General features: G+C 73.2%; 20 protein-coding genes. 5 read left to right on the forward strand and 15 right to left on the reverse strand.

Features of this window, described 5'->3' with window-relative positions:
• Nucleotides 1–142: 142 nt before the first annotated feature.
• The 6 genes from guaA to RZ50_RS16240 form a co-directional block, all read right to left on the reverse strand.
• Nucleotides 143–1738: a glutamine-hydrolyzing GMP synthase gene (gene guaA, locus RZ50_RS16215; protein ID WP_196947144.1), complete on the reverse strand. Its 1596-nt coding sequence runs from the start codon at nt 1736–1738 to the stop codon at nt 143–145.
• A gap of 978 nt (nt 1739–2716) precedes the next feature.
• Complete coding sequence (locus RZ50_RS16220) at nt 2717–4522, reverse strand: hypothetical protein (RefSeq protein ID WP_196947143.1); 1806 nt, start codon at nt 4520–4522, stop codon at nt 2717–2719.
• A 205-nt stretch (nt 4523–4727) separates the two neighbouring features.
• On the reverse strand, nt 4728–6518 hold the full coding sequence (locus tag RZ50_RS16225; RefSeq protein ID WP_196947142.1) for a GMC oxidoreductase: 1791 nt from the start codon (nt 6516–6518) through the stop codon (nt 4728–4730).
• A 103-nt stretch (nt 6519–6621) separates the two neighbouring features.
• On the reverse strand, nt 6622–8265 hold the full coding sequence (locus tag RZ50_RS16230) for a succinic semialdehyde dehydrogenase (RefSeq protein ID WP_196947141.1): 1644 nt from the start codon (nt 8263–8265) through the stop codon (nt 6622–6624).
• A 99-nt stretch (nt 8266–8364) separates the two neighbouring features.
• On the reverse strand, nt 8365–10176 hold the full coding sequence (locus RZ50_RS16235; RefSeq protein ID WP_196947140.1) for a serine/threonine-protein kinase: 1812 nt from the start codon (nt 10174–10176) through the stop codon (nt 8365–8367).
• Between the two features lie 162 nt (nt 10177–10338).
• The gene (locus RZ50_RS16240) at nt 10339–11451 is read right to left on the reverse strand and encodes a protein kinase (protein ID WP_217680568.1); all 1113 of its coding nucleotides are present in this window, start codon (nt 11449–11451) and stop codon (nt 10339–10341) included.
• 57 nt (nt 11452–11508) lie between these two features.
• On the opposite strand from RZ50_RS16240, the gene RZ50_RS16245 reads away from it, so the two are divergent.
• Entirely contained in the window at nt 11509–12063 is a 555-nt protein-coding gene (locus RZ50_RS16245) for an SHOCT domain-containing protein (RefSeq protein ID WP_217680569.1), read from the forward strand.
• Nucleotides 12064–12073: 10 nt separating this feature from the next.
• Here the strand turns inward: RZ50_RS16245 and RZ50_RS29900 are convergent, their stop codons facing one another.
• Nucleotides 12074–14041, reverse strand: coding sequence for a serine/threonine-protein kinase (locus RZ50_RS29900; protein ID WP_217680570.1), 1968 nt, complete (start codon nt 14039–14041; stop codon nt 12074–12076).
• 253 nt (nt 14042–14294) lie between these two features.
• Here RZ50_RS29900 and RZ50_RS16255 point away from each other — a divergent pair, with 253 nt between their 5' ends.
• The gene (locus RZ50_RS16255; RefSeq protein WP_196948782.1) at nt 14295–14861 is read left to right on the forward strand and encodes a hypothetical protein; all 567 of its coding nucleotides are present in this window, start codon (nt 14295–14297) and stop codon (nt 14859–14861) included.
• 84 nt (nt 14862–14945) lie between these two features.
• Here the strand turns inward: RZ50_RS16255 and RZ50_RS16260 are convergent, their stop codons facing one another.
• The 4 genes from RZ50_RS16260 to RZ50_RS16275 form a co-directional block, all read right to left on the reverse strand.
• Complete coding sequence (locus RZ50_RS16260) at nt 14946–16073, reverse strand: GuaB3 family IMP dehydrogenase-related protein (protein ID WP_217680571.1); 1128 nt, start codon at nt 16071–16073, stop codon at nt 14946–14948.
• A gap of 181 nt (nt 16074–16254) precedes the next feature.
• Nucleotides 16255–17757, reverse strand: coding sequence for an IMP dehydrogenase (gene guaB / locus RZ50_RS16265; RefSeq protein ID WP_196948780.1), 1503 nt, complete (start codon nt 17755–17757; stop codon nt 16255–16257).
• A 251-nt stretch (nt 17758–18008) separates the two neighbouring features.
• Complete coding sequence (shbA, locus tag RZ50_RS16270) at nt 18009–18566, reverse strand: RNA polymerase sigma factor ShbA (protein WP_196948785.1); 558 nt, start codon at nt 18564–18566, stop codon at nt 18009–18011.
• Between the two features lie 494 nt (nt 18567–19060).
• Nucleotides 19061–19672, reverse strand: coding sequence for a response regulator transcription factor (locus RZ50_RS16275; protein ID WP_014136228.1), 612 nt, complete (start codon nt 19670–19672; stop codon nt 19061–19063).
• 562 nt (nt 19673–20234) lie between these two features.
• Here RZ50_RS16275 and RZ50_RS16280 point away from each other — a divergent pair.
• A complete protein-coding gene (locus RZ50_RS16280) occupies nt 20235–20561 on the forward strand; it encodes a WhiB family transcriptional regulator (RefSeq protein WP_196948779.1) in 327 nt (108 codons plus the stop codon).
• Nucleotides 20562–20651: 90 nt separating this feature from the next.
• On the opposite strand, the gene RZ50_RS16285 is transcribed toward RZ50_RS16280, so the two are convergent.
• The 3 genes from RZ50_RS16285 to groES all read right to left on the reverse strand — a co-directional run bounded on the left by RZ50_RS16285 (nt 20652) and on the right by groES (nt 23878).
• Nucleotides 20652–21650: a LysR family transcriptional regulator gene (locus RZ50_RS16285; RefSeq protein WP_196948778.1), complete on the reverse strand. Its 999-nt coding sequence runs from the start codon at nt 21648–21650 to the stop codon at nt 20652–20654.
• 174 nt (nt 21651–21824) lie between these two features.
• The gene (gene groL, locus RZ50_RS16290) at nt 21825–23456 is read right to left on the reverse strand and encodes a chaperonin GroEL (protein ID WP_196948777.1); all 1632 of its coding nucleotides are present in this window, start codon (nt 23454–23456) and stop codon (nt 21825–21827) included.
• A 116-nt stretch (nt 23457–23572) separates the two neighbouring features.
• Nucleotides 23573–23878 (reverse strand): co-chaperone GroES, encoded by a 306-nt coding sequence (gene groES / locus RZ50_RS16295; RefSeq protein ID WP_014136232.1) that lies wholly within the window; start codon nt 23876–23878, stop codon nt 23573–23575.
• 248 nt (nt 23879–24126) lie between these two features.
• On the opposite strand from groES, the gene RZ50_RS16300 reads away from it, so the two are divergent.
• Complete coding sequence (locus RZ50_RS16300; protein WP_196948776.1) at nt 24127–24444, forward strand: hypothetical protein; 318 nt, start codon at nt 24127–24129, stop codon at nt 24442–24444.
• 10 nt (nt 24445–24454) lie between these two features.
• Entirely contained in the window at nt 24455–25663 is a 1209-nt protein-coding gene (locus RZ50_RS16305; RefSeq protein WP_374199929.1) for a methyltransferase domain-containing protein, read from the forward strand.
• Nucleotides 25664–25673: 10 nt separating this feature from the next.
• Here the strand turns inward: RZ50_RS16305 and RZ50_RS16310 are convergent, their stop codons facing one another.
• Nucleotides 25674–26582, reverse strand: coding sequence for a polysaccharide deacetylase family protein (locus RZ50_RS16310; RefSeq protein ID WP_308271653.1), 909 nt, complete (start codon nt 26580–26582; stop codon nt 25674–25676).
• Nucleotides 26583–26590 lie beyond the last annotated feature (8 nt).

Genomic DNA, 26590 nt, shown 5'->3' on the forward strand with positions numbered 1-26590 from the left:
CCGCTCCTGCGCGCTTTCGGTGGGACGTCCCCCCTGGGGGTCCGCCTCCCGGACGAGCGAACGGCCGCGCCGTCGCTCCCCACTACGGGAACGACGGCGCGGCCGTTCAGGCTCCGGTCGGTTCAGCGACCGGCGGGAGTGGTCACTCCCACTCGATGGTGCCCGGCGGCTTGCTGGTGACGTCGACGACGACGCGGTTCACGTCGCGGACCTCGTTGGTGATCCGGGTGGAGATCCTCGCCAGCACGTCGTACGGCAGGCGCGACCAGTCGGCGGTCATGGCGTCCTCGGACGAGACCGGGCGCAGCACGATCGGGTGACCGTAGGTGCGGCCGTCGCCCTGCACGCCCACGCTGCGCACGTCGGCGAGCAGCACGACCGGGCACTGCCAGATCTCGCGGTCCAGGCCGGCCGCGGTCAGCTCCTCGCGGGCGATCGCGTCGGCGTCGCGGAGCAGGTCCAGACGCTCCTTGGTGACCTCGCCGACGATCCGGATGCCCAGGCCCGGGCCCGGGAACGGCTGGCGCTGGACGATCTCCTCCGGCAGGCCGAGCTCCTGGCCGACCATCCGGACCTCGTCCTTGAACAGCTTGCGCAGCGGCTCGACCAGCTGGAACTGGAGGTCCTCGGGCAGGCCGCCGACGTTGTGGTGGGACTTGATGTTGGCGGTGCCGGTCCCGCCGCCGGACTCCACCACGTCCGGGTACAGAGTGCCCTGGACCAGGAAGTCGACCGACTGGCCGTGCTCGCCGGCCTCGGCGATGATCTCGGCCTGCGCCTGCTCGAAGACCCGGATGAACTCCCGGCCGATGATCTTGCGCTTCTCCTCGGGGTCGGTGACCCCCTTCAGCGCGTTCAGGAAGCGCTCGGAGGCGTCGACGACCTTCAGCTGCACGCCGGTGGCGGCGACGAAGTCCTTCTCGACCTGCTCGGTCTCGCCCTTGCGCATCAGGCCGTGGTCGACGTAGACGCAGGTCAGCTGGTCGCCGATGGCGCGGTTGACCAGGGCCGCGGCGACCGCGGAGTCCACGCCGCCGGAGAGGCCGCAGATCGCGCGCTTGTCGCCGACCTGCTCGCGGATCAGGGCGATCTGCTCCTCGACCACGCTGCCGGTGGTCCAGGTCGGGGCGATGCCCGCGCCGCGGTAGAGGAAGTGCTCCAGGACCAGCTGGCCGTGGTCGGAGTGCAGCACCTCGGGGTGGTACTGGACACCGTAGAGGCGGGCCTCGTCGTTCTCGAAGGCCGCGACCGGCACCAGGTCGGTGGAGGCGGTGACGGTGAAGCCCTCCGGGGCGGCGGAGCAGGCGTCGCCGTGCGACATCCACACCGAGTGCTGGGCCGGGATGCCCTCGAACAGGGTGGAGCCGGTGCGGGAGACCGCCAGCGGGGTGCGGCCGTACTCGCGGGCACCGTTGTTGTCGACCGCGCCGCCGAGGCTCTTGGCCATCAGCTGGAAGCCGTAGCACATGCCGAAGACCGGGACACCGGCCTCAAAGATCGCGCGGTCGATCTGCGGCGCGCCCTCTTCGTAGACCGACGACGGGCCGCCGGAGAGGATGATCGCCTTGGGGTTCTTGGCGAGCATCTCGGCGACCGGCATGCTGCTCGGCACGATCTCGCTGTAGACCCGCGCCTCACGCACCCGACGGGCGATGAGCTGGGCGTACTGGGCACCGAAATCGACCACCAGGACGGGGTCGTTGTCCGGCGCGGACTGGACGGGAATTGCAGAGGACACGGACGGCCTTCCGGCAGCGGTATCTAGGTGTCGCGCGGAACCGCCTCCCCGACGGGGGCTGCGGCTGCGGACGGGTGTGGGGTGTCTGAATACCGATTCTACCGGGCTGTCCGGTTTCACTCGTCTGCCCGTCCGCGGGACCGTGACCGGACGGGGCCGCGCTTCGTTGCTCCAGACGACCGTACGACCCGCGCCGCGTCCGCCAGACGCGCCGACTCCGCCCCCGGGGGCACCTCCGTACGGACGTGCAGGACCACGCGTGGAGCTCCACCCCAGTCCACCGGCGCATGTGGCGCCGCCGCCCCGGCCCGCCGGGGAGCGCGGTGCCGTGGGACCGTGCGCGGGTGCCGCGGCCGGCCAGCAGGGGACAGCGACCCCGGCCACGACTGGGTCGAGAGGTGGGGCGGTCGGCGCCCGGGGACGCCCGGGGCCGGCCGCCACACCCCGTTCTGTTCGGGACGCGCTCCCGGCGCGCTTCCCCCCGCCGTCCCGCGCCGCTACGCGCGTCTCCGTGCGCCCCAACCATCCACACCACTACACACCGTGATCATTCGGCACGGCGCCGACCTGAAATGGACTGTGCCGAACTGCGCCGAACCGGTTGCAGAGCATGCCCTCCGTCCAGCACGATGCTCGGTGTGAACGGTTCTCCCGGCGGCCGACAGGCCCGGCGTGGAGGCCCGGACCGATGTTTCCGCAGCCGCCGCACAGCCGGGCGGCCGCGGTTTGCTCTTCACGCTCCGTGATCGAGTGACCGGCGCAGACCTGCGCGTCGCCCCTCCCTCACGCGAACGTGCGCGCTCCGCCCCGCCGGCCACCCCCGCCGGCGCCCCGCGGGCGCACCCGAAGCCAACCGACACGACGGCGCTCCTCCCCCGGCGCCGTCACCTCCAGCACCGGCGCAGCCCTGGCGCCGAGTGCTGAGCGACAAAGGGCCCCGTTCCCCCGCGGGGCCCTTTGCCCTTCCCCGGGCCCGGCTCAGGGGTGGTCGCGCCAGACGGTCGGGTCGACCGGCTCCTCGGCCGGCCGCGGCGGCACGACGGGCGGCGGCGTCCCCGCGGCGGGGGTGGGCTGCACCTCGTGGGAGCCGATCACCTCGCTCACCCCGGTGCCGGTCATCTCCGCCCCAGGCCCGGCCTGGTGGGGGACGGCGTCCTGCGGCACCGCGCCCTGCGACGGCCCGGCCTGTGGCGGAACGCCGTACGCCGGCCCGGCCGGGTACGGCACCTCCGGCGGCACCGGCCCGTACTGCGCGGACTCGTACGGCGCGGGCCGGTACGGCGTCGCGCCGTCCGGAACGCCCTGGTACGAGCCGTTCCCGTACGCCCCGCCGCCCCGCCCGCCGAGGGCCGCCAGCAGCGCGGGCACCAGCAGGGCCCCGACCGCCACCCAGACCGCGCAGGCCAGCAGCACGCCGGGGAACTCCAGGTACGCCGAGACGTCCTGGGAGGTGACCGAGGTGCCCGAGCTGCCCGGGTTGCCCGAACCGTTCCAGCCCGCGACGGACGGCAGCACGTACGAGATCGCGGTGCTCGCCGAGACGCCGGCCACCGCCGACAGCGCGGTGAGCACCACGGCGTACACCACCGCCAGCCGGAGCCGGTCGGCCGCGTCCAGCCGCCGCCGGTACGCCGTCCAGCCGAGCACGGCCACGGCGGCGAGCGCCAGCAGTCCGGTCCAGCGCCACTCGGCGCTCTGGTCGTGCAGGTCGAAGAAGGAGAACTCCACGTCGTCGCCGCGGTCCGCCCAGCCCATCGCGCTCCCGCTCACGGTGGTGTGCCCCCGCAGGGTCGCGCCCGAGCCCACGCCGAGCAGCAGCAGGCCGATGTTCGGCAGGAAGGCCAGCGAGGTGGCGGCCTGCCAGCCCTCGTCCGCCTTGACCGTGACCAGGATGAAGGCCGTCAGCGAGGCCAGGCCCAGGGTCAGCGCGAGCGCCTGACCCGCCGTCAGCGCGGCCACCGCCCAGCCGCGCACCGAGCGGCTGCGCCAGGCGGACCAGCGCATCGCGTCGGTGCCGTAGACGGCGAAGGTCAGCAGCCCGCCCAGCAGGACGGTCCAGCCGACCGCCCAGACCCAGCCGGAGTCCGCGGTGAACGTCGTCTGCCCCAGCCTCTGGCCGCTGGAACCGGAGTAGTCGGAGGCGGCGCCGGACAGGGCCGGGTGCCAGGTGGTGCTGCCGAACAGGCCGAGCAGCGCGGTGACCGCGCCGAGCACCAGGGCGGTGCGCAGCGCCTCGCCGGCCGCCTGCTCCCGGGTGAGCTGGGAGCCGTCGGCCTTGCGCCGGCGCAGCCCGGCCCGCACGCCGAGCCAGAGCGCCAGGAACCACAGGATGGTGACCGTCATCGGCACCACCCAGAAGGTGCTGCTCACGCCCTCCGCGCTGCCCCGGTACAGCGCGCTCCGGTAACCGAGTTTGAACGGCGCGCCGAACGCGTTCAGCGCGATCGACAGCATCCCGCCGAAGCGGTCACCGAAGGCGGGCACGGGGACGATGTCGTCGTAGCTGCCGTCGTAGGAGTAGTCGCTCGGGATCGCCGCGATCAGCGCGACCAGCAGCAGGACCGCGGTCGGGGCGATGGCCGCCCGGAGTGCCGGGCGCCAGTCCGGCCCGGTCAGCAGGCGGTGCGCGGGCGAGGACGGCTGGTACGGCTGCCCGGCGCCCCAACTGCCCGTCGCGGGCGGGTACCCGGCGCCCGCGCCGGGCGGCGCGACCGGTGGCGGGTAGCCGGGCGGTGGCGGCGGGCCGGCCGTCGGAGGCGTGGGCGGGGGCGTGGACGGAGGCATGGGCGGGGGCGCCAACGGCCGCCCGCACGCCCCGCAGGCGGATGCGCCTTCCAGCGAAGTCGCCCCGCACGATGCGCAGTTGGCCATGGACCGCGTTCCCCCCGCTCGACGAGTTCCTGGTCCCCCAGGGAGCCCGTTTATCCCACCGGATCCGAACGGATGTCAACCGGGAACCCCGGCAGGCCGGTTGGCCCGCCGAGCGGGTTCAGTCGCGCTTCTTCGGGACCTCCGGAACGGGCAGCAGCGGCAGCCGCAGCGCACCGAAGGCGCCCTCCGGAACGGCCGGTCGCACCGGCGCCACGGGGGCGACCCGCAGGTAGTCCTCGCCCTGGGCGGGGCGCGGGTCCGCCTCGCCCTTGTTGGGCCACATCGACATCGCGCGCTCGGCCTGCGCGGTGATGGTGAGCGAGGGGTTGACTCCGAGGTTGGCGGAGACGGCCGCGCCGTCCACCACGCTGATCCCGGGGTGCCCGTACAGCCGGTGGTACGGGTCGACCACGCCGGTCTCGGGGGTGTCGCCGATCGAACAGCCGCCGAGGAAGTGCGCGGTCATCGGGATGTCGAAGATCTCGCCGACGCTGCTGCCCGGGAAGCCGTTGATCTCGTCGGCCAGCGCCTGGGCGCCCTGCTCGGCGGCCGGGATCCAGGTCGGGTTGGGGGTGCCGTGGCCCTGGGTGGAGGTGAGCCGGGCCTTGCCGAGCGGCCCCTTCTTCAGCGAGACGGTGATCGAGTTGTCCAGCGACTGCATCACCAGGCCGATGATCGTCTTCTCGGACCACCGGTGCTGGTTCATCGAGCGGGCGAAGGTCACCGGGTGGCGCGCCGAGTTGCCCAGGTAGCGCAGCCAGCGCGGGGTCCGCCCGCCGCCCCGGACCTGGGCTATCGACAGCGCGCCCATCGCGTTGGAGCCCTTGCCGTAACGGACCGGCTCGATGTGGGTGTTGGCGTCCGGGTGGATCGAGGAGGTGATCGCCACGCCCTTGGTGAAGTCCGCCTTGGCCCCGTAGCGCCCGTCGGTGGTCTGCGCGCCCACCAGCGCCTCGGAGTTGGTGCGGGTCAGCTCGCCGAGCCGGGCGGAGATCCGGGGCAGGTGGCCGGTGTCGCGCATACGGTGCAGCAGCGACTGGGTGCCGTAGGTGCCGGCGGCGACCACCACCCGGGCGGCGGTGATGGTCCGCGCGCCCGCCTTCACCCGGTCGGTCCTCGACCGGGAGTCGGTGCGGCGCACGTCCACCGCGAAACCTCCCCCGTGCTCACGGATCCGGGCCACCGTGGTGAGCGGGTGGATCTCGGCACCGCCCTGCTCCGCCAGGTGCAGGTAGTTCTCGGTGAGCATGTTCTTGGCGCCGTGCCGGCAGCCGGTCATGCACTCGCCGCACTCCACGCAGGCCTTGCGGGCCGGCCCGGCACCGCCGAAGTACGGGTCGGCGACCTCGTCCCCCGGCGCGGCCTTGGCCGTGCCGTCCGTGTCCTTGCCGTCCCCGAAGAAGACCCCGACCGGCGCCATGTGGAAGGTCTCGCCGACGCCCATCCGCTCGGCGGCCGCCTTCAGGTGGACGTCCGAGGGGGTGACGGTCGGGTTGAGCCGGACCCCGAGCATCCGCTGCGCCTGGTCGTAGAACGGCGCCAACTCCTCCTGCCAGTCGGTGATGTGGCGCCACTGGCGGTCCTCGAAGAAGGCCTTCGGCGGCACGTACAGGGTGTTGGCGTAGTTCAGCGAGCCGCCGCCGACCCCGGCGCCGGCCAGGATCAGCACATTGGCCAGCAGGTGGATCCGCTGGATGCCGTACAGCCCGAGCTGCGGCGCCCACAGGTAGTTCGGCAGGTCCCAGGAGTTCCGGGGCAGTTCGTCCCGCTCGAAGCGCCGCCCGGCCTCCAGGACGGCGACCCGGTAGCCCTTCTCGGTCAGCCGCAGCGCCGCGACCGAACCGCCGAAGCCGGAACCGACCACGACGACGTCGTAGTCGAACTCGGCCGAACCGCCGGACTCCACCATCTGCCACTGCTCCTTCGGGGTCTGAACCTGCCTGGGGGAAAAGCCGATCGGCGCTGCGCGAAGCGCGACTGCCGGGGTGCCCGGGTTGCCGGGGTTGCCCGGGTTACTTGAACCGCAGCGCCTTGAGCACCCGCAGCCCGCCGGTCATCACGGCGGCGAACTGCCTGTCGTCCAGGCCGAACGAGGGCGCGATCGGCATCACCCGCTGGGTCGCGATGGTCTGCGCCTCGGTGAAGCGCAGGATGCCCTCGGCGCCGTGCCGCCGGCCCAGCCCGGAGTCGCCCATGCCGCCCATCGGCGCCGCCACCGAGCCGTACGCGGCCGCGTAGGACTCGTTGACGTTGACCGTCCCGGTCCGCAGCCGGGCCGCGACCGCCCGGCCGCGCCGCAGGTCCCTGGTCCAGACGCTGGAGTTCAGGCCGTACGGCGTGGAGTTGGCGGCGGCCACCGCCTCCTCCTCGGTGTCGAAGCGGTAGACCGAGACGACCGGGCCGAAGGTCTCCTCGCCGCAGACCGCCATCCCCGGGGTCACCCCGTCGAGGATGGTCGGCTCGTGGAAGTACGGGCCGAGCTCGGGCCGGGCCCGCCCGCCGGCCAGCACGGTGGCGCCCGCCTTGACCGCCTCCTCGACGTGCCGGGTGGTGGTGTCCAACTGCCGGGCCGAGACCAGCGAGCCCATGTCGGCGCCGTACGCGAGCCCGCCGCCGAGGCGCAGCGCCCGGGTGCGGGCGACGAAGCGCTCCAGGAACTCCTCGGCCACCGAGCGGTGCACCAGCAACCGCTCGATCGAGATGCACAGCTGCCCGGCCGAGGAGAAGCAGGCCCGTACGGCGCCCGCGGCGGCCGCGTCGAGGTCGGCGTCGGAGAGCACCAGCATGGCGTTCTTGCCGCCGAGTTCGAGCGAGGCGCCGACCAGCCGGGCGGCGGCGCGCTGGGCGACCTCGCGGCCGGTGCGGGTGGAGCCGGTGAAGGAGACGTAGTCGGCGTGCTCGACCACGGCGGGGCCGATCACCGGGCCGTCGCCGATCACCACCTGCCACAGGTCGGCGGGCAGCCCGGCCTCGATCATCAGTCCGCGGGCCCACAGCGCGGTCAGCGCGGTCTGGGTGTCGGGCTTGTTGACCACCGCGTTGCCGGCCACGAAGGCGGGCAGCAGGTCCCCGATGCACAGCTCCAGCGGGTAGTTCCACGGCGAGATGTGGCCGACCACGCCCTTGGGCCGACGGGCCTCGACGGTGTGGGTGAGCACCGGCAGCGCGCCGCCGCGCCGGCGGTCCTTCAGGTAGCCCTGCGCGCCGCGCCCGTAGTGGCGGGCCGCCATGGCGACGGCCATCACCTCCTCGAAGGCGTGCAGCCGGGCCTTGCCGGTCTCGGCCTGGACCAGGTCCAGCACCTCGTCCTGGCGCCTGAGCAGCAGGTCGTGGAAGCGCAGCAGGACGGCGGCGCGGCGGCGCACCGGCAGCGCGGCCCAGGCGGACTGGGCGCGGCGGGCCAGCTGGAAGGCGACCTCGACGTCCGCCGGGGTGGACCTCGGCAGACCGGCCAGCCGCTCGCCGGTCAGCGGGGCGACGGTCTCCACCACGCTGGGCTCACCGGTGGCGGTGACCCCGGCGGCCAGCCGAGCGACCAGGGACGGCGGGACGGCGGCCTCGACGGTCCGACCGCCGCCGGGGGCCGCCGGGTTGCCGCCCTCGGGAGAGGCGCCGGCGTGTTCGGTGGCCACTGCATCTGCTGTGAGGTCCGACATACGGCGCAGCCTAGGCCTTCGGCGCCCGGGGCGGTACCCGTCGGTAACAAGAATCTGCCGCAGTCGGGCGAAAGCGGGGCGCTCTCCCCCCGACCCGTGCTACCGGGTGGGCGTGAAGCTGTTGAGCACCGTGTGGAAGCGCTGCAGGGCCTCGTTCCACTCGTTGCCCTTGTCCGGGCTGGACGAGTAGACCGCGTACGCCGTGCCGTCCTCGTCGATGAACTCGGCCTCGATCGCGCGCCGCCGGCCGCCCTCCTTGGCCGCGTAGCTGAACTCCCAGACGGCCGCCTCGTGGCCGTTCACCGCGGCGCCGGCCAACCGGTGCTGCTTGTAGTCCTTCAGCGACTTGGAGACGCTGGCCTCCATCTGCCGCATGTGGTCCATCGGCTTGATCGACTGCCCGACGGTGACCGCGAACTGGAGGTAGTGCAGCTTGTTGTCGGGGGTGTAGAAGATCTGGTTGCCGTCCGTCCCGCTGACGCGCTGCCAGGCCGGGCTCGCGGTCGGCAGCGGGAAGCGGAAGCCGGCCGGGTCGTCGACCCAGTGGAAGCCGGGGGGCGCGGACGCGTCGGGGGCGACGCTGCCGGTCGGCTCCGGCTCGGCCGTCTCGACCGGCGCGGACGGGGTGGAGTCGGCCGCCGTCGTGTCGGCCACGTGCCGGGTGGCGAAGTAGGTCGCCGCGGCCGCCAGCAGGCCGACCGCCACCGCGACGGCGACGAGCTTCAGCCGGTTACGGCGCTTGGCCGGACCGCGCGCGGGCGCGACGGAGTGAGCGACCGGCGTGCCGACGGTGCTGTGCGCCTGCGATATGACGGCCCCGCCCCCGGCGGTGTCCTGGTCGACGGCCGGGACGGCGGACGGGCCGCCGGGCGGGACGGTGGCCGGGACGGCCGTCGGGGCGCCGCCCGGACCGTCGGCCGCCTCCGCGGCCCCGGCCGGCCGCTGCTCGGTCGGCTCCTCCGAACCCTCCAGCGGGTTCCCCGCCGTGTCCGGCACCTCACTGCGATCCACCACCGGCACCGACTGGGTGGGCGTACGCATCGGCGGGACCGACTTCAGCCCCATGGTGTGCCCGGCCTGCACCTCGGCCAGCATCCGGGCCGCCTCGTCGGCGGTCGGCCGGTCGGCCGGGTCCTTGGCCATCAGCGCGGCCAGTACCGGCCCCAGCGGCCCGGCCCGACGCGACTCCGGCAGCGGCTCGTCGACCACCGCGGCCAGCGTGGTGATCGGCGAGTCCCGGCGGAAGGGCGACTGGCCCTCGACCGCCGCGTACAGCGTCGCCCCGAGGCCCCACAGGTCGGAGGCCGGACCGGGCCGCTCGCCCTGGGCGCGCTCGGGCGCCAGGTAGTCCGGCGAACCGACCAGGTCTCCCGGCCTGGTCAGCTCGGTCGAGCCCTCGTACTTCGCGATGCCGAAGTCCAGCAGCACCACCCGCCCGGTGCCGCGTTCCAGCAGCACGTTGGCCGGCTTGACGTCCCGGTGCAGCACGCCGAGCTGGTGGCCGCGGTGCAGCGCGGCCAGCACCTGGCTGCCGACCTCGGCGGCGGCGCGCGGCGGCAGGGTGCCGTCCTGGCTGATCACGTCGGCCAGCGAGCGGCCGTCGACCAGTTCCATCACGATCCACGGCCGGCCGTCCTGCTCCAGCACGTCGTGCACGGTGATCACGCCGGGGTGCTTGATCCGGGCCGCGGCGCTGGCCTCGCGCTTCATCCGGGTGTGCAGGATCTGGAGGTCCTCCTCGGGCAGGTGGTTGACGGTCAGTTCCTTGACCGCGACCTCCCGGTCCAGCATCCGGTCCCAGGCCCGCCAGACCGTGCCCATCCCGCCCCGGCCGAGCCGCTCGCCGAGCTCGTACCGCCCGGCCAGCAGCCGTTCCTCCTCAGCCGCCTCCGGCCGGTCCTGCACGCCCATCGGCGACCGCTCCCCCTCTCAAGTCCATCTGCCGTCACCGCGACGGATCGCCTGGTGCAGACCGCTGTTCGAACAAATCCCACGGACACATTAGGCGCACCTTGCCCACCCCGGTAATCACGCCCGTCCACCGGACCGTCACACCGGCGTCCGGCGGGGCCGTCAGCCTGCGAACAGCACCACGGCGGCCACCCCCAGCGCCAGCAGCACGAACACGGCGCCGACCAGCAGCGGCCCCAGCAGGGCCGGTGATATCCGCGGCGCCCGCCCGCTCCCCGCCCCGCCCGGCTCCGGGCCCGGCTCCGGCCCGATCGCGGACCGCCCGGCCGCCGCCCGGCCGCCCCGCCGACGCTGCCGCGGCACCAGCGGCGCCGCCGGCTTCAGCTCCACCGCCCGCGCCGCCCGCTCCTCGTCGGCCGGCTCCGGCGCGCCCGCCAGCAGCTCCGCCAGCTCCCCACGCACCTGCTCCGCGGTCGGCCGCAGGGTCGGATCGGGCCTCAGCAGCCGCTCGACCAGAGGTGCCAACGGCCCGCAGACCGCCGAGGGTTCACGCCGCCCGTCCCGGACCGCCGTCACCAGCTCCGGCACGTTGCCCTCCGGGAACGGCGAACGGCCGGTGACCATCCGCTGCAGCAGCACCCCGAGCGCCCAGCAGTCCCCCGCCGGGCCGCCGTCCAGCGGCCAGCGCTCGGACACCGGGCCGACCAGGGTGGCCCGTACGTCGTACCGGCGGCGGCCGCCCGGCCCGCCGAGGTCCTCGGCCAGCGCCTCCTCCGCCACCCCGGCGAGCAGCCCGCCGAGCATCGCCGCGCCGTCCTCGCAGACCAGCACCGACCCGGCGGTCAGATTGCCGTGCGAGAGCCCGGCGTCATGCAGCGCCCGAAGCGCGCCGGCCAGGTCCGCCGCCAGCTCGGCCGCCCGGTACACCGGCACCGGCCCGGCGACGAGCAGTTCGGCCAGCGACTGCCCGCGCGGCCGCTCCTCGACCGTCCACAGCAGCTCGCCCTCGACGAAGGCCCCGACCCCGCGCAGCAGCCGCGGGTGCCAGGACGGTGCGGCCGAGCCGACCGCCGCCACCCGCCGCACCAGCCGGTCCGCCTGCGCGGGCACCGGCTCGTCCGGGTCCCGGCCGCCGGCCAGCAACGCGGGCAGTTCCAGGGCGCGCAGCAGCACCGATTCGCCGGTCCGCTCGTCCACCGCGAGGGCGCACAGCGGTTCAGGACGGTCCGTCAGCCGGTACCGCCCGGCCAGCAACTGCCCGGGGCCGCCTCGCATGCCAGTTCCTCTCGCTCACCGAGCAGCCTACTGAGCGGCTCCCTTAGGCTCGGACCCATGGAATGGACCGATCTGATCGACACCGCCTTCAGGGTGGCGGGAAACAGCAGCCAAGCCAACCAGGCCGAGGCGGTCCGCACGGTCGAGGCCGTCGTGATCGACGGCGAGAAGCCGGTCGCCTCCACCGCCGGGCGCCACCCCGACCACTTCCGCAAGGGAGTACTGGTACTGACCACCCACCGGTTCCTCTTCCTGAAGGACGGAAAACCGCCGGTCCCGGTTCCGCTTACGGCTGTCACCGACGTCACCGTCACCCGCACCAGGTTCAACGGCGATGTGCTCGTCCTGGTCGCGCTCACCGGCTCGCACCGCTTCGAGGACGTGGTCAAGGCCGAGGTGTTCGCCGAGCAGGTCCGGGAGTGCGCGCGGCTCGCCCGCACCGCCCCTCCGCGGGCGCCCGCCGCCATCCCGGCCCCCTCCGACGCCGCCCCCGCCGAGCTCTCGGCCGGCGAGCAACTCATCGGCCAGCTGGAGCGGTTGGCCGCCCTGCGGGCCTCCGGGGCGCTCACCGAGGAGGAGTTCGGCCGGGCCAAGCAGCGCCTGATCGGCTGAGCCCGGGCCGCTACGGCGCGGGCTGGAAGCTGTTGAAGACGACGTCCCGGACCGGGGCCTGCGCGGCCCACTCCGCGTCCGGGACGATCCAGTAGATCGCGTAGCCGTACTTGGCCGGGGTGCCGGTCACGAAGCCGCGGTTGAGCGAGTGCGTTTTGGGCGTGCCGCTGGTCCACTCCCAGTCCGCCGCGTTGGTCCACTGCCGGTAGGCGACCGACGCCAGGTTCAGCCGCTGGTAGTTGCTGACCTGCGCGCGCAGCCCGGGCTCGGACTCCTGCCAGTCGGCGAGCGCGCTCGGCCGCGGCGAGGTGGTCCACTCGATCCGCAGCTGGCTGCCGTCGGCGCTCTTGAAGACCCGCCGGTCGGGGTCCGACCCGGTCGGCTGCAGCCCGTCTGGCAGGACGACCGAGAAGCCGCTCGGGTCCTGGTACACGTGGTACCCGGCCGGCACCGCACCGCCCGGCGCGGGCTGCGTCGGCGTCGGGGTGGGCGTCGGGGTCTGGGCCGCGGTGGTGACCGGCGGCGGTACGGCGGCCGAGGAGACCGCCGGGGTGGCGGCCGGGGCCGACGGCTCGGCAACCGTCCCGGCGGGCGCCGGCTCGGTGGACGGGGCCGCCGGGCTCTGCTCCGGAGCGGCCCCGGTGGTCGCCGCGACCGGCGAGGTGGCGCCCGCGCCGTTCGTGCTCCCGTCGGCCGAACCGCCGTCACCGTTGCCGACCGCATGGACCACTGCGACGATCCCGGCGATCAGCAGCAGCACCAGCACCACGGTGACCACGGCCAGCCGCCGCCGCCCCTTGCGCGGATCGGCCCCGGCCGCCTGGGTCGCGCCCATCGTCCACTCGCTGGTCACCGGCCGGATCGACTCGGTCTCCGGAGCGGACGCCGGGCCGTCCGGCTTCGCGGCGGGCTCCGCCGTCGGCTCCTCGTCACGGGCCCGGCTGCCGACCCGGACCGTCCCCAGCAGCCCGCCCACGGTCCGCTTGGGCGCCTCCTCGGCCTCCGCCGCCGACGGCTTCTCCACCGCCTTCTCGACCGGCTGCTCGACCGGCTGCTCGGCCGGCTGCTCGGCCGGCTTCCCCGTCGTCTTCCCGGCCGCCTTCTCCATCGGCACCGCGTGCTCGGTGGTCGACTCGGCCTTCGCGGTCGCCTCCGCGACCACCCGCTTGAGCATCGACCGGGTCTGCGAGGCGTCCAGCCGCTTCGCCGGGTCCTTCGCCAGCAGCCCCTCGATCACCGGCAGCAGCGGCCCGGCGTTCACCGGTGGGGTCAGTTCCTCGGTCATCACCGCCGTCAGGGTGGCCAGCGCCGAGCCCCGGTCGTACGGCGGCCGCCCCTCGACCATCGCGTACAGCGTCCCGCCCAGCGACCACAGGTCCGCCGGCGGCCCGGGCTTCTGCCCCTGGGCCCGCTCCGGGGATATGTACGAGGGCGCGCCGACCAGCATCCCGGTGGAGGTGACCGAGGCGTCGCCCTCCACGCTGGCGATCCCGAAGTCGGTGAGCACGACCCGGCCGTCCTCGCCGATCAGCACGTTGGACGGCTTGACGTCCCGGTGCAGGATGCCCAGCGCGTGCGCGGCGCTCAGCACGCCCAGCACGTCCAGCGCGATCTCCGCCGCCCGGCCGGGCGCCAGCGGCCCGTCCTCCCGGATCACGTCGGCCAGCGAACGGGACTCGACCAGCTCCATGACGATCCACGGCCGGTCGTCCTCGTCGACCACGTCGAAGACGGTCACCGCCGAGTTGTGCCGGATCCGCGCGGTCGCCTTGGCCTCGCGCAGCGTCCGGACGATCAGCCGGTGCTTCTCCTCCTCCTCGACGCTGGCGTTCATCCGCAGTTCCTTGACCGCGACGGTCCGGCCCAGCATCTCGTCCTCGGCGCGCCAGACGGTGCCCATGCCACCGCGTCCGAGCACGCCGTTCAGCCGGTAGCGGCCGGCCAGGAGGCGGCCGGTGGAACCCTGCGCCTGGGTCATTCGGAACGTTCCCCCATGTGCTGCTGGCGGTCGTGGTGACGGCGCGTAGGCCCGGCCCCGGGCCCGAACGCCCAAGCCTCCATCATCCCCTGTCCCGCGGGCCCCCGACCACCCGGCCCCCGCCCCAAGCCGGGACGAACCCGAACGGGTAAGGCGCTCCGTGCCCGATCTGTGATCGAAAACTCGCCAAGATCTGCCCCGATCGCTGCTACCGTGCGGCAGCTGATCGTCTCTCCGGGGGGATTCGACGCCCATGACCGCACCCGCAACGGGCACTGACGGCTCATCGAGCCGTCCGCACACCGCTCAGCACTTCTCGGTCGCACCCGTCCTGGACACCCCGGAGGGGTACGTCGCCCCCGGCATGCCCGGCGTCCCGGTGACGGGCTACGACCCGGTCTCCCCCGCCGCCTCCCGGGCCACCCCGCGCCGCCGCACCGCCCTCGCCGTCGCCCTCGCCCTGCTCGCCGCGCTGCTCGGCGGCCTGGCGTACGGCTGCGCCCCGCTGCGGGCCGCCGACAGCCTCGGCTGGCTGACCATCGCCCAGGCCGGACTGGTCGCCCTCCCCCTCGGCCGGCTCGGCGGCCGCAGCCGCTTACTCCCGCCGCTCGGCGCCCTGCTCGCGGCCGGCGCCCTGCTGACCGGCCAGCTCACCCAGCACCTGCGCCTGGTGCACACCGCCGGCCCCGGCCCGCGCGGCCTCCTGCCCGACACCCTGGCCTCCTGGCGCGCCGACCTGCGCCCGCTGGACCTCGCCTTCTACGGCATCGCCCTGATCGGCGGCTTCCTCCTCACCCGCCGCACCGCCGACCACGGCTGAATCCCCCGCACAGCCCCCGGACAGGCCGAAGGCCCCCACCCGGCGAACCGGGCGGAGGCCTCCAGCCTCACCTCAGAGCACGACTCAGCGGTGGTCGAGCGCCGGGTTGACGGTCACCTCGACCCGCTGGAACTCCTTCAGCTCCGTGTAGCCCGTGGTCGCCATCGCACGGCGCAGCGCACCGAACAGGTTCATGGTGCCGTCCGGGGTGTGCGAGGGACCGGTCAGGATCTCCTCGGTGGTGCCGACGGTGCCGAGGTCCACCCGCTTGCCGCGCGGCAGCTCCTCGTGGACGGCCTCCATGCCCCAGTGGAAGCCCTTGCCCGGGGCGTCCGTGGCACGGGCCAGCGCGGCACCGATCATCACCGCGTCGGCGCCGCAGGCGACGGCCTTCGGGATGTCGCCGCTGTAGCCGACGCCACCGTCCGCGATCACGTGCACGTAGCGGCCGCCGGACTCGTCCATGTAGTCGCGGCGGGCGGCCGCCACGTCGGCGACGGCGGTGGCCATCGGCACCTGGATGCCCAGCACGTTGCGGGTGGTGTGGGCGGCGCCGCCGCCGAAGCCGACCAGCACGCCGGCCGCGCCGGTCCGCATCAGGTGCAGCGCGGCGGTGTAGGTGGCGCAGCCGCCGACGATCACCGGGACGTCCAGCTCGTAGATGAACTGCTTGAGGTTGAGCGGCTCGGCGGCGCTGGAGACGTGCTCGGCCGAGACGGTGGTGCCGCGGATGACGAAGACGTCGACCCCGGCGTCCACGACGGCCTTGGAGAACTCGGCGGTGCGCTGCGGCGAGAGCGCGGCGGCGGTGACCACACCGGAGTCGCGGACCTCCTGGATCCGCTGCTTGATCAGCTCGGCGCGGATCGGCGCGGCGTAGATCTCCTGGAGGCGGCGGGTCGCGGTGGTGGCGTCGGAGATCGCGGCGATCTCGTCCAGCAGCGGCTGCGGGTCCTCGTAGCGGGTCCAGAGGCCTTCCAGGTTCAGCACACCCAGACCGCCCAGGCGGCCGATCTTGATGGCCTGCTCCGGCGAGACCACGCTGTCCATCGGCGCGGCCAGGAACGGCAGCTCGAAGCGGTAGGCGTCGATCTGCCAGGCGATCGAGACCTCCTTCGGGTCACGCGTACGGCGGCTGGGGACGACGGCGATGTCGTCGAAGGCGTACGCCCGGCGGCCGCGCTTGCCTCGCCCGATCTCGATCTCAGTCACTTCGAGCCCTTCTCTTTGTTGCTCATGCCCGCCGGGTCACCCCGGCCGCCCCCCAGTATCCCGTACCGCCGGTGGTCCCGCCCCGACGGCCCGTACCCCGGACGGGCCCGAACCGGCCCGAACAAGCGGGAAGGGCCCGCGACGGCGGGCCCTTCTGCGCTCAACGGATCAGCTCAGCGGATCAGCGGTTGGAGTAGTTCGGCGCCTCGACGGTCATCTGGATGTCGTGCGGGTGGCTCTCCTTGAGGCCCGCCGAGGTGATCCGGACGAAGCGGCCCTTGCTCTCCATCTCGGCGATGGTGCCGGCGCCGACGTAGCCCATGGTCTGACGCAGACCGCCGACCAGCTGGTAGAGCACGGTCGAGAGCGGGCCGCGGTAGGGCACCTGGCCCTCGATGCCCTCGGCGATCAGCTTCTCGTCCGAGGTGACCTCGCCCTGGAAGTAGCGGTCCTTGGAGAAGGACTTCGCCTGGCCGCGGGTCTGCATGGCGCCCAGCGAGCCCATGCCGCGGTAGGACTTGAACTGCTTGCCGTTGATGAACATCAGCTCGCCCGGGGACTCCTCGCAGCCGGCCAGCAGCGAGCCCAGCATCACGGTGTCGGCACCGGCGGCCAGCGCCTTGCCGATGTCGCCCGAGTACTGGAGGCCTCCGTCGCCGATGACCGGCACGCCGGCCGCCTGGCAGGCCTGGGCGGCCTCGTAGATGGCGGTGATCTGCGGGACGCCGATGCCGGCGACCACGCGGGTGGTGCAGATGGAGCCGGGGCCGACGCCGACCTTGACGCCGTCCACGCCGGCGTCGATCAGCGCCTGGGCGCCGTCCCGGGTGGCGACGTTGCCGCCGACCACGTCGACCCCGACGGCCGACTTGATCTTCGCGATCCAGGCCAGCGCGTTGTGGCTGTGGCCGTGCGAGGTGTCCACCACCAGGAAGTCCACACCCGCCTCGACCAGGGCCTGGGCCCGGTCGAAGGCCTCGGCGCTGGCGCCGACCGCGGCACCGACCAGCAGTCGGCCCTCGGCGTCCTTGGCGGCGTTCGGGTACTGCTCGGCCTTGACGAAGTCCTTGACGGTGATCAGGCCCTTGATCCGGCCCTCGTCGTCGACCAGCGGGAGCTTCTCGATCTTGTGGCGGCGCAGCAGTGCCATCGCGTCCTGGCCGGAGATGCCGACCTTGCCGGTGATCAGCGGCATCGGGGTCATGATCTCGCGGACCTGGCGGCTGCGGTCCGACTCGAAGGCCATGTCACGGTTGGTGACGATGCCCAGCAGCTTGCCGGACGGGTCCGCGATCGGCACGCCGGAGATGCGGAACTTGGCGCACAGCGCGTCGGCCTCGGCCAGCGTGGTGTCCGGGCCGACCGTGATCGGGTCGGTGACCATGCCGGACTCGGAGCGCTTCACCAGGTCGACCTGGTTGGCCTGGTCCTCGACCGAGAGGTTGCGGTGCAGGACGCCGACGCCGCCCTGGCGGGCCATGGCGATGGCCATCCGGGACTCGGTCACCTTGTCCATCGCGGCGGACAGCAGCGGGATGTTGACGCGGACGTTCCGGGAGACCCGCGAGGAGGTGTCGACCTGGTTCGGCAGCACCTCGGAGGCCCCGGGCAGCAGCAGCACGTCATCGAACGTGAGCCCGAGCATGGCGAACTTCTCGGGTACGCCTGCGGCGTTGTAAGACATTTGGGGGGTACCTTCCGTGGCCGGCCTAATCCGCTCGCGCCCTGAGGTAGGGGGCGCTGTCATCGCTCACTCGCGCAGACCGCCGAAGCCGGGTGGAATGGGAGGAACCTCCAAGAGATCCTCGCGCGCACCCGCGAAACTTTGGCAACCCGCCCAGGCGCCGATACCCCATGGTACTGGCACCGCGAATGTGCCCTCGTGTGCTCTTGACAACAACCGCCCCCGGTGGCCCATTCCACCCGGCCGATGCCTCAGGAGGACTCCTCCGCGAGCGCCCGCAGCCGGCTGAGCGCCCGGTGCTGGGCCACCCGGACGGCCCCCGGCGACATCCCGAGCACCTCGCCGGTCTCCTCCGCCGACAGCCCGGCGGCCACCCGCAGAAGCACCAGCTCGCGCTGACGGGCCGGCAGGTTGGAGAGCAGTTCCTTGGCCCAGGCCGCGTCGCTGCTGAGCAGCGCCTGCTCCTCCGGGCCGAGCGCCTCGTCCGGCACCTCCGGCAGGTCGTCCTGCGGCACGACCGTCGAGCCGGGCCCGCGCATCGCGGCCCGCTGCAGATCGGCGATCTTGTGCGCGGCGATCCCGTAGACGAAGGCCTCGAACGGCCGCCCCTGGTCCTTGTACCGGGGCAGCGCGCACAGCACCGCGACGCAGACCTCCTGGGCCACGTCGTCCACGTGGTGGCGGGCCCCGCCGGGCAGCCTGACCAGCTTGGCCCGGCAGTAGCGCAGCGCGAGCGGGTGGACGTAGGCGAGCAGGGCGTCGATGGCCGGGCCCTCGCCGCGCACGGCGGCCGCGACCAGCTCGCCCATCAGTGGCGAGCCGCCCGTGCCGAGCACCGGCGGGCGGCCCGGTCCGGCCTCCGCGCCCGGGCCGCCGGAACCGTCGTACGACGGATCGCGACCCGGTCCGGAGGGCTCGGCCCCGCCCGGGTCCACCTGGCCGGCCGCACCGGCGACATCGTCGCGCATCGATCCATGGTGCCTGGTCGACCGGGAAAACGCGGCACCGCGTCCGGAGTTGTGCACCGGAACGTTATGCGCTGCGACACCATGGGGCGTACCGGGCACCACCGGCCCCTCCTGCACCGTGCCGCCTCCCGCCCCGCCGCTGTGAGCGGTCCCGTCCGTCGCGTCGTCCGCCGAGTGTCCTGCGGCTGCGTGGTTCGCCGCAGTGCCTGTCCGCTGGTCCCCGAGGTGCTCCACTCCTCCATGGTGCAACCTCGGGACCGTAACGTCACACGCCTGTACGGCGCCCGCTCCGGAATTCGACGGCGGCGCCCCGCAGCCGGCGGCGCCGCCGGCGGTCAGCGGACCAGGCCCCAGCGGAAACCCAGCGCCACCGCGTGCGCGCGGTCGGAGGCCCCGAGCTTCTTGAACAGCCGTCGGGCGTGGGTCTTGACGGTGTCCTCGGACAGGAACAGCTCGCGGCCGATCTCGGCGTTGCTGCGGCCGTGGCTCATGCCCTCCAGCACCTGGATCTCACGCGCCGTCAAGGTCGGCGCCGCGCCCATGTCGGGGCTGCGCAGCCGGCGCGGGGCGAGCCGCCAGGTCGGGTCGGCGAGGGCCTGGGTGACGGTGGCCCGCAGCTCGGCGCGCGAGGCGTCCTTGTGCAGGTACCCGCGGGCGCCCGCGGCCACCGCGAGCGCGACACCGTCGAGGTCCTCGGCGACGGTGAGCATGATGATCCGCGCGCCCGGATCGGCGGACAGCAGCCGCCGGACCGTCTCGACCCCGCCGAGGCCGGGCATCCGGACGTCCATCAGAACGAGATCGGAGCGGTCGGCCACCCAGCGGCGGAGGACCTCCTCCCCGTTCGTCGCGGTGGTGACCCGGTCCACACCGGGTACGGTCGCGACCGCGCGGCGAAGCGCCTCGCGGGCGAGCGGGGAATCGTCGCAAACGAGAACGGAAGTCATGACCGTCGTCCTCCGCAGCTGATCCGCGTCACGTTGAGCCTCCTGGCTGGTACGAACCTCTCCGACACGGCCGATCGGCGACAGACTCCGTCCTGATCGCCCCAAACTGCCCGCGATCGTTCCCGACGTCCGGCGCCCGCTAACCGCCTCCGCACTTCCAACGACCGTCACTCGAATGAGTTACGGCCTTCAGGGCATCTCCACCACTGTACGTGGCCAACCCATTACCGATCAGCCGCATCGCGGTGCACACGCCGCTCTTTTGCGCAGCTCGCGCGCGGTCGGCGTACGACCCGCACACCGGTGCGGTGTGTCGCGCGCCCGTCGGCCACCCGAATGCCACACCCGCGCCCGGCGGGCCCCTTGCCCACTTTGCCCGTTTTTATAGCGTTCGTATGGTCATTGACTGTTGTGCCAGTGTGTGGGTGACTTGTCCATGGAGTTGCCTTAAGTCATATTTCCAGGTGTCCACATCAGCGCAGTAACGCCCCGCCGGTCCGCTCGGCGGCAGCCCCGCCGGACCGCCCGGCCGACGGCCGACCGCCTCTGAAGGGAATGAGCCATGGCAGATTTCTCCCGCCTCCCCGGCCCCAACGCGGACCTCTGGGACTGGCAGCTCTCCGCGGCGTGCCGTGGCGTGGACAGCTCGCTCTTCTTCCACCCCGAGGGCGAACGGGGGGCCGCGCGCAGCTCGCGCGAGGCCAGCGCCAAGGAGGTCTGCATGCGCTGCCCGGTGATCGCCGAATGCGCCGCGCACGCCCTGGCGGTCCGCGAGCCGTACGGCGTCTGGGGCGGGATGACGGAGGACGAGCGCGAGGAGATGCTGGGCCGTTCGCGGCACCGTCTGGTGGAGATCCCCCTGACCCCTCCGGCGGTCGCGCAGCGCTAGACCCGTTCCACGGCGCGCCGTGAAGAAACGTTTCTTCGCGGCGCCTCAGGCTGCCCCGCGCCCCTCAGGGCAGCGAGAGCCCGCCAGCCGTCAGCGGCCGGTGGCGGAGCCCGCCAGCCGCTCCAGCATCAGCGCGACGGCCGGCACCTCGGCCAGGTCCGGCAGGGTCAGCGCCACCACCTGGCGCACCGCCGGCACCCCGGCGGCCGTCCGCACCGGCACCGTCGAAACGCCGTCAGGACGCACCGACTGCAACGCCAGCCGGGGCAGGACCGCCACCCCGAGCCCGGCCGCCACCAGGCCGATCACCGCCGGGTAGTCGTCGGTCGCGAAGTCGATCCGGGGCTCGAAGCCCGCCCCCGCGCACAGCTCCACCAGGTGCCCCCGGCACTGCGGGCAGCCCGCGATCCACTGCTCCCCCGCCAGCTCGGCCAGCCCCACCGCCCCGCCCCGCCCCGCCAGCGGATGGGCGGCGGGCAGCAGGCCCACCAGCGGGTCGTCCAGCAGCGGGGTGACCACCAGATCGGACCAGTCGGTGCCGGCTGACAGCTGCTGGGCCTCCAGGTTCGCCTCGGCCCGTGCCTCGCGCGGCGAGCCGTGGGCGGGCGCCGGCAGCGCGCCGGCGCCGTCGGACTGCGGGTAGCGGAAGGCCAGCGCGATCTCGCACTCCCCGCCGCGCAGCATCGCCAGCGACTCCGGCGGCTCCGCCTCGACCAACGACACGCGCACCCCCGGATGGCTGTCCCGCAGGCGGGCGACCGCGGGCGGCACCAGGGTGGAACTCGCGGTCGGGAAGGACACCAGCCGCACCCGTCCGGCCCGCAGCCCGGCGATCGCGGCCACCTCCTCCTCGGCGGCGGAGAGCCCGGCCAGGATTCCGGTGGCATGCTTGAGCAGGACGCGCCCGGCCTCGCTCAGCTGCATCCCGCGGCCCGAACGGACCACCAGCGGGGTGTCCACCGACTTCTCCAGGGCCTTCATCTGCTGGCTGATGGCAGGCTGCGTACACCCCAGTTCGCGGGCGGCGGCGGAGAAGGAGCCGGTGCGGGCGACGGCACGCAGGACGCGCAGATGGCGGGCCTCGATCATGCCTTAGTTATAAGGCAATCTTTGCATTCTGCAAAATTCTACTGATAGTTGAAGCCTGAAGAACGCCCGCCCGACAACACCGGAGGCCCGGTCCGCGCCCCGAGGGGTGCGGACCGGGCCTCCGGTCAGGCGTTCAGGCACTCGGGCGCTACCGGCCCCGGTGCGCTACCGGCCTCAGTGGGAGTGGCCGTGCCCGTGCGAGTGACCGGCACCGTTGTCGGCCTCCTCCTCCTTCTTCTCCACCACGAGGGTCTCGGTGGTGAGCAGCAGGGAGGCGATGGAGGCGGCGTTCTCCAGGGCGGAGCGGGTGACCTTGACCGGGTCGATGACGCCGGCCTTCACCAGGTCGCCGTACTCGCCGGTGGCCGCGTTGTAGCCCTGGCCGAGCTCCAGCTCGGAGACCTTGGAGGTGATGACGTAGCCCTCCAGGCCGGCGTTCTGGGCGATCCAGCGCAGCGGCTCGTGCAGCGCCTTGCGGACCACGGCGACACCGGTGGCCTCGTCACCCGACAGGCCCAGGCCGTCGTTCAGCACCTTGGCGGCGTGGACCAGGGAGGCGCCACCACCGGCGACGATGCCCTCCTCGACCGCGGCGCGGGTCGCCGAGATGGCGTCCTCCAGGCGGTGCTTGCGCTCCTTCAGCTCCACCTCGGTGGCGGCGCCGACCTTGATGACGCAGACGCCGCCGGCCAGCTTGGCCAGGCGCTCCTGCAGCTTCTCGCGGTCCCAGTCGGAGTCGGTCGCGGCGATCTCGCCCTTGATCTGGGCGACGCGGCCGGCCACGGCCTCGGCGTCACCGGCACCGTCGACGACCGTGGTCTCGTCCTTGGTGATGGTCACGCGGCGGGCGGTGCCCAGCACGTCCAGGCCGACCTGGTCGAGCTTGAGGCCGACCTCCTCGGAGATGACCGTGCCGCCGGTCAGGACGGCCAGGTCGCCGAGGATCGCCTTGCGGCGGTCACCGAAGCCCGGGGCCTTGACGGCGACGGCGTTGAAGGTGCCGCGGATCTTGTTCACGACCAGGGTCGACAGCGCCTCGCCGTCGACGTCCTCGGCGATGATCAGCAGCGGCTTGGAGGCACCGCCCTGCAGGATCTTCTCCAGCAGCGGCAGCAGCTCCTGGATGGAGGAGATCTTGCCCTGGTTGATCAGGATGTACGGGTCCTCAAGGACCGCCTCCTGACGCTCCGCGTCGGTGACGAAGTAGGGCGACAGGTAGCCCTTGTCGAACTGCATGCCCTCGGTGAAGTCCAGCTCCACGCCGAAGGTGTTCGACTCCTCGACGGTGATGACACCGTCCTTGCCGACCTTGTCGATCGCCTCGGCGATCAGCTCGCCGACCTGGGTGTCCTGGGCGGAGAGGGACGCGACGGCGGCGACGTCGTCCTTGCCCTCGATCTCGCGGGCCACCGAGAGCAGGTGCTCGGAGACGGCGGCGACGGCCTTGTCGATGCCCTTCTTCAGGGCGGCCGGGCCGGCGCCGGCGGCGACGTTGCGCAGACCCTCGTTGACCAGGGCCTGGGCCAGCACGGTGGCGGTGGTGGTGCCGTCACCCGCGACGTCGTTGGTCTTGGTGGCGACCTCCTTGACCAGCTGCGCGCCAAGGTTCTCGTACGGGTCGTCCAGCTCGACCTCGCGGGCGATGGTGACACCGTCGTTGGTGATGGTCGGGGCGCCGAACTTCTTGTCGATGACGACGTTGCGGCCCTTGGGGCCGATGGTCACCTTGACGGTGTCGGCCAGCTTGTTGACACCGCGCTCCAGCGAGCGGCGGGCGTCCTCGTCGAACTGCAGGATCTTCGCCATGTTCCCTATTCCCTCGGGGCTGCGGCCGGGCCACCGGCCGCCGAACTACGTGAACCAACAACCACGCCCCGGGCCCCTGTCACTTGGGACACGGATCCGGGGCGGGTCGGGAAGTCTTACTTCTCGATGATCGCGAGAACGTCGCGGGCGGACAGCACCAGGTACTCCTCGCCCTGGTACTTCACCTCGGTGCCGCCGTACTTCGAGTACAGGACGATGTCACCCACGGCGACGTCGAGCGGCAGACGCTGGCCGTCCTCGAAGCGGCCCGGGCCGACGGCCAGGACGACGCCCTCCTGGGGCTTCTCCTTGGCGGTGTCCGGGATAACCAGGCCGGAGGCCGTGGTGGTCTCGGCGTCGAGCGGCTGGACCACGATGCGGTCCTCGAGCGGCTTGATGGCAACCTTGCTGCTGGTGGTCACGTCCGAGCTCCCCTTCGGAGATTACGGGGTTTTCTAACGGGTAGGGGCGAACTTGCGGATCTGCCGTCGCGGGGGTCAGACACGCGTCTTCGCGTTAGCACTCCCCCACTGGGGAGTGCCAAGGACGACCATAGGCCGCGGTTAGCACTCAGTCAACCAGAGTGCCAACGGCGCGCCCGGAGACCTTGTCCGGCGGATGATCACCCGTACACCTGTACGACCGTTCACCCGGCGGGCAGACTGCCGCCATGAACTCGTTCGGGCCCGCGCGGCCGAGGGTGCCGTGGACGGCGGACCTGCTGCTCTCCCTGGTCACCCTCGTGGCGACCCCCGTGGTGACCTCGATCGGGTTGGCGGTGGGAACCACGCTGGCCGCCCTCACCCACGCGTGGACGGCCTCGTTCGTCACCTGCCTCGCCGGCGTGCTCGTGCTGCTCGTGCTGACCGCCTGGGGCACCTGGCGGTCCGGCTACCGGATCGCGCCGTGCCTCCTGCTGGCGCTGCCGGTGCTCATGCCCCTGGGACTCTGGCTGGCCATCAGGCTCCACCTCGTCCTCGGCCGGTGATCCTGCCACGGTGACGACCCGGCCGACCGGCGAGAATGGCCCCGTGGACACCGAGAACCTCCAGCCCCTGCTGACCCCCGAGGGTCAGGCCCTGCTCGCCGAGCTGCGCGAGTTCGCCCCCGAGGAGGAGCTGGCGCTGGCCACCCGGCTGCGACGGGAGCACCCGGCCGAGCTGGTGTCGGCGGCCTTCGGGCAGGCCCGGCTGCGGCAGCGGGCACGGGCGAAGTTCGGGGCGGACGCCGACCTGATGTACTTCACGCCCAACGGCGTCGAGCAGTCCACCCGGCGCAGCGTGGCCGAGTGGCGGGCGCGCCGCTTCGCCGAGCTGGGCGTACGGCGGCTCGCGGACCTGTGCTGCGGGATCGGCGGGGACGTGCTGGCGCTGGCCCGGGCCGGGATCCGGGTGCTGGCCGTCGACCGGGATCCCGCCGCCTGCGCCGCCACCGCGGCCAACGCCGCCGCGCTGGGCCTGGCCGAGCTGGTCGAGGTGCGCTGCGCGGACGTCGCCGACGTGGACGTCACCGGCTACGACGCGGTGTTCACCGACCCGGCCCGGCGGACCTCCCGCGGCCGGGTGTTCGACCCCGAGGCGTACGCCCCGCCGCTCTCCTGGGCGATCGAGGCCGGCCGGCGCACCCCGATCGGCGCGCTCAAGGTGGCCCCGGGCATCCCGCACGAGGCGGTGCCGGAGGACGCCGAGGCCGAGTGGGTCTCCGACCACGGGGACGTCAAGGAGGCGGTGCTCTGGTTCGGCACCGGGGCCGCCCGCCCGCACCGCGCGACCCTGCTGCCGCAGGGCGCCAGCCTGACCGGCGGCGACCTGCCCGACCCGCCGGCCGGCCCGGTCGGGCGGTACCTGTACGAGCCGGACGGCGCGGTGATCCGGGCGCACCTGGTGGCCGAGGTCGCCGAGCAGGTCGGCGGCCGGCTGATCGACCCGAAGATCGCCTACCTGACCTCGGACGCGCTGGTCGCCACCCCGTACGCACACGCCTTCGAGCTCACCGACGTGCTGCCGTTCAACATCAAGAGGCTGAAGGCGCTGCTGCGCGAGCGCGGGGTCGGCACGGTGGTGATCAAGAAGCGCGGGATGGCGATCACCCCGGAGGAGCTGCGCCGCCAGCTCAAGCCCTCCGGGCCGAACACCGTCACGGTGATCCTCAGCCGCACCGACCACGGGCCGCTGATGATGCTGGGACAGCCCGTGCAGGCTGCCTGACGGGGCCGGATCAGGAGGCCGGCGCCTGGATGTAGTCCTCCAGCCGGGCCACCGAGAAGCCCTGCTCCTGGATCCGGGCCAGCAGGTCGCCGAACATCTGGGTCATCGTGGCGCCCTTGAGCTCCTTGGGGCCGCGGAAGTGCGCCAGGATGATGTCGCCGGACTTCAGCTTCTTGTCGCCCGTCTGGTACTGCATGTCGTGGATCTGCATCGACTCGCGCCACAGCACTATGGCGCGCGGGCCGCACTGCTGCACCGAGCTGTTGAGCGTCGGGGTGTTGGCGCCGTCGCCGAACGGCGGGCGGAACAGCAGCGGGGCGGTGCCGTACTGCTGGGTGAGCGCGGACTGGTCGTCGCAGATCTCGGCCTTCTGCTTCTCCGGCGGGAGCTTGCTCATCACCGGGTGGGTGACGGTGTGGTTCTGGATGTGGTTGCCCAGCGCCTGGAGCGGCTTGAAGTAGCCGTAGTCGTTCTTGACGATGTCCTTGGTCAGGAACATCGAGATCGGCACCTTGAGGTCGGTGAGCATCTCGACGAACTTCGGGTCCTTCTCGGCGCCGTCGTCGATGGTGATGAAGACGACCTTGTCGTTCGTCTTCACATCGCTGAACACCGGTACGGTGCCGGTGCGTTCGAGCTTGATGGGCTTGTCGGCGGGCGGCGCGGGGGCCGGGGCGAGCGGCTTGAGGTTCCACTTCGCCCAGGCCGCGGCGTCACCCTCGGCCGGGGCCGTGCCGGGCGTGGTGGCCGCGGCGGCCGGTGCGGTGCCGGCGGACTGGGGTGCGGCCGGGGCGGCCGTGGTCGCGGCCGGGGCGGCGCTGCCGCCACCCCCGTTGCCGCCGCACGCGGTGGTGAAGGCCAGCAGGGTCAGGGCCCCCGCCGCGTACGTCCTGGTCCTGCTCCGCCCGTCCCTGCTCACCGCACCGC

The organism is Kitasatospora sp. SUK 42, from assembly GCF_015776785.2.
Lineage (GTDB): Bacteria > Actinomycetota > Actinomycetes > Streptomycetales > Streptomycetaceae > Kitasatospora.

What these genes read in the sequence shown, in the direction of transcription:
- RZ50_RS16220 (WP_196947143.1), bottom strand. Translation starts at nt 4,522, where the DNA reads ATGCCTCCGTCCACGCCCCCGCCCACGCCTCCGACGGCCGGCCCGCCG.
- RZ50_RS16225 (WP_196947142.1), bottom strand. Translation starts at nt 6,518, where the DNA reads ATGGTGGAGTCCGGCGGTTCGGCCGAGTTCGACTACGACGTCGTCGTG.
- RZ50_RS16230 (WP_196947141.1), bottom strand. Translation starts at nt 8,265, where the DNA reads ATGTCGGACCTCACAGCAGATGCAGTGGCCACCGAACACGCCGGCGCC.
- RZ50_RS16235 (WP_196947140.1), bottom strand. Translation starts at nt 10,176, where the DNA reads ATGGGCGTGCAGGACCGGCCGGAGGCGGCTGAGGAGGAACGGCTGCTG.
- RZ50_RS16240 (WP_217680568.1), bottom strand. Translation starts at nt 11,451, where the DNA reads ATGCGAGGCGGCCCCGGGCAGTTGCTGGCCGGGCGGTACCGGCTGACG.
- RZ50_RS16245 (WP_217680569.1), top strand. Translation starts at nt 11,509, where the DNA reads ATGGAATGGACCGATCTGATCGACACCGCCTTCAGGGTGGCGGGAAAC.
- RZ50_RS29900 (WP_217680570.1), bottom strand. Translation starts at nt 14,041, where the DNA reads ATGACCCAGGCGCAGGGTTCCACCGGCCGCCTCCTGGCCGGCCGCTAC.
- RZ50_RS16255 (WP_196948782.1), top strand. Translation starts at nt 14,295, where the DNA reads ATGACCGCACCCGCAACGGGCACTGACGGCTCATCGAGCCGTCCGCAC.
- guaB (WP_196948780.1), bottom strand. Translation starts at nt 17,757, where the DNA reads ATGTCTTACAACGCCGCAGGCGTACCCGAGAAGTTCGCCATGCTCGGG.
- shbA (WP_196948785.1), bottom strand. Translation starts at nt 18,566, where the DNA reads ATGGGCGAGCTGGTCGCGGCCGCCGTGCGCGGCGAGGGCCCGGCCATC.
- RZ50_RS16275 (WP_014136228.1), bottom strand. Translation starts at nt 19,672, where the DNA reads ATGACTTCCGTTCTCGTTTGCGACGATTCCCCGCTCGCCCGCGAGGCG.
- RZ50_RS16280 (WP_196948779.1), top strand. Translation starts at nt 20,235, where the DNA reads ATGGCAGATTTCTCCCGCCTCCCCGGCCCCAACGCGGACCTCTGGGAC.
- RZ50_RS16285 (WP_196948778.1), bottom strand. Translation starts at nt 21,650, where the DNA reads ATGATCGAGGCCCGCCATCTGCGCGTCCTGCGTGCCGTCGCCCGCACC.
- groL (WP_196948777.1), bottom strand. Translation starts at nt 23,456, where the DNA reads ATGGCGAAGATCCTGCAGTTCGACGAGGACGCCCGCCGCTCGCTGGAG.
- RZ50_RS16300 (WP_196948776.1), top strand. Translation starts at nt 24,127, where the DNA reads ATGAACTCGTTCGGGCCCGCGCGGCCGAGGGTGCCGTGGACGGCGGAC.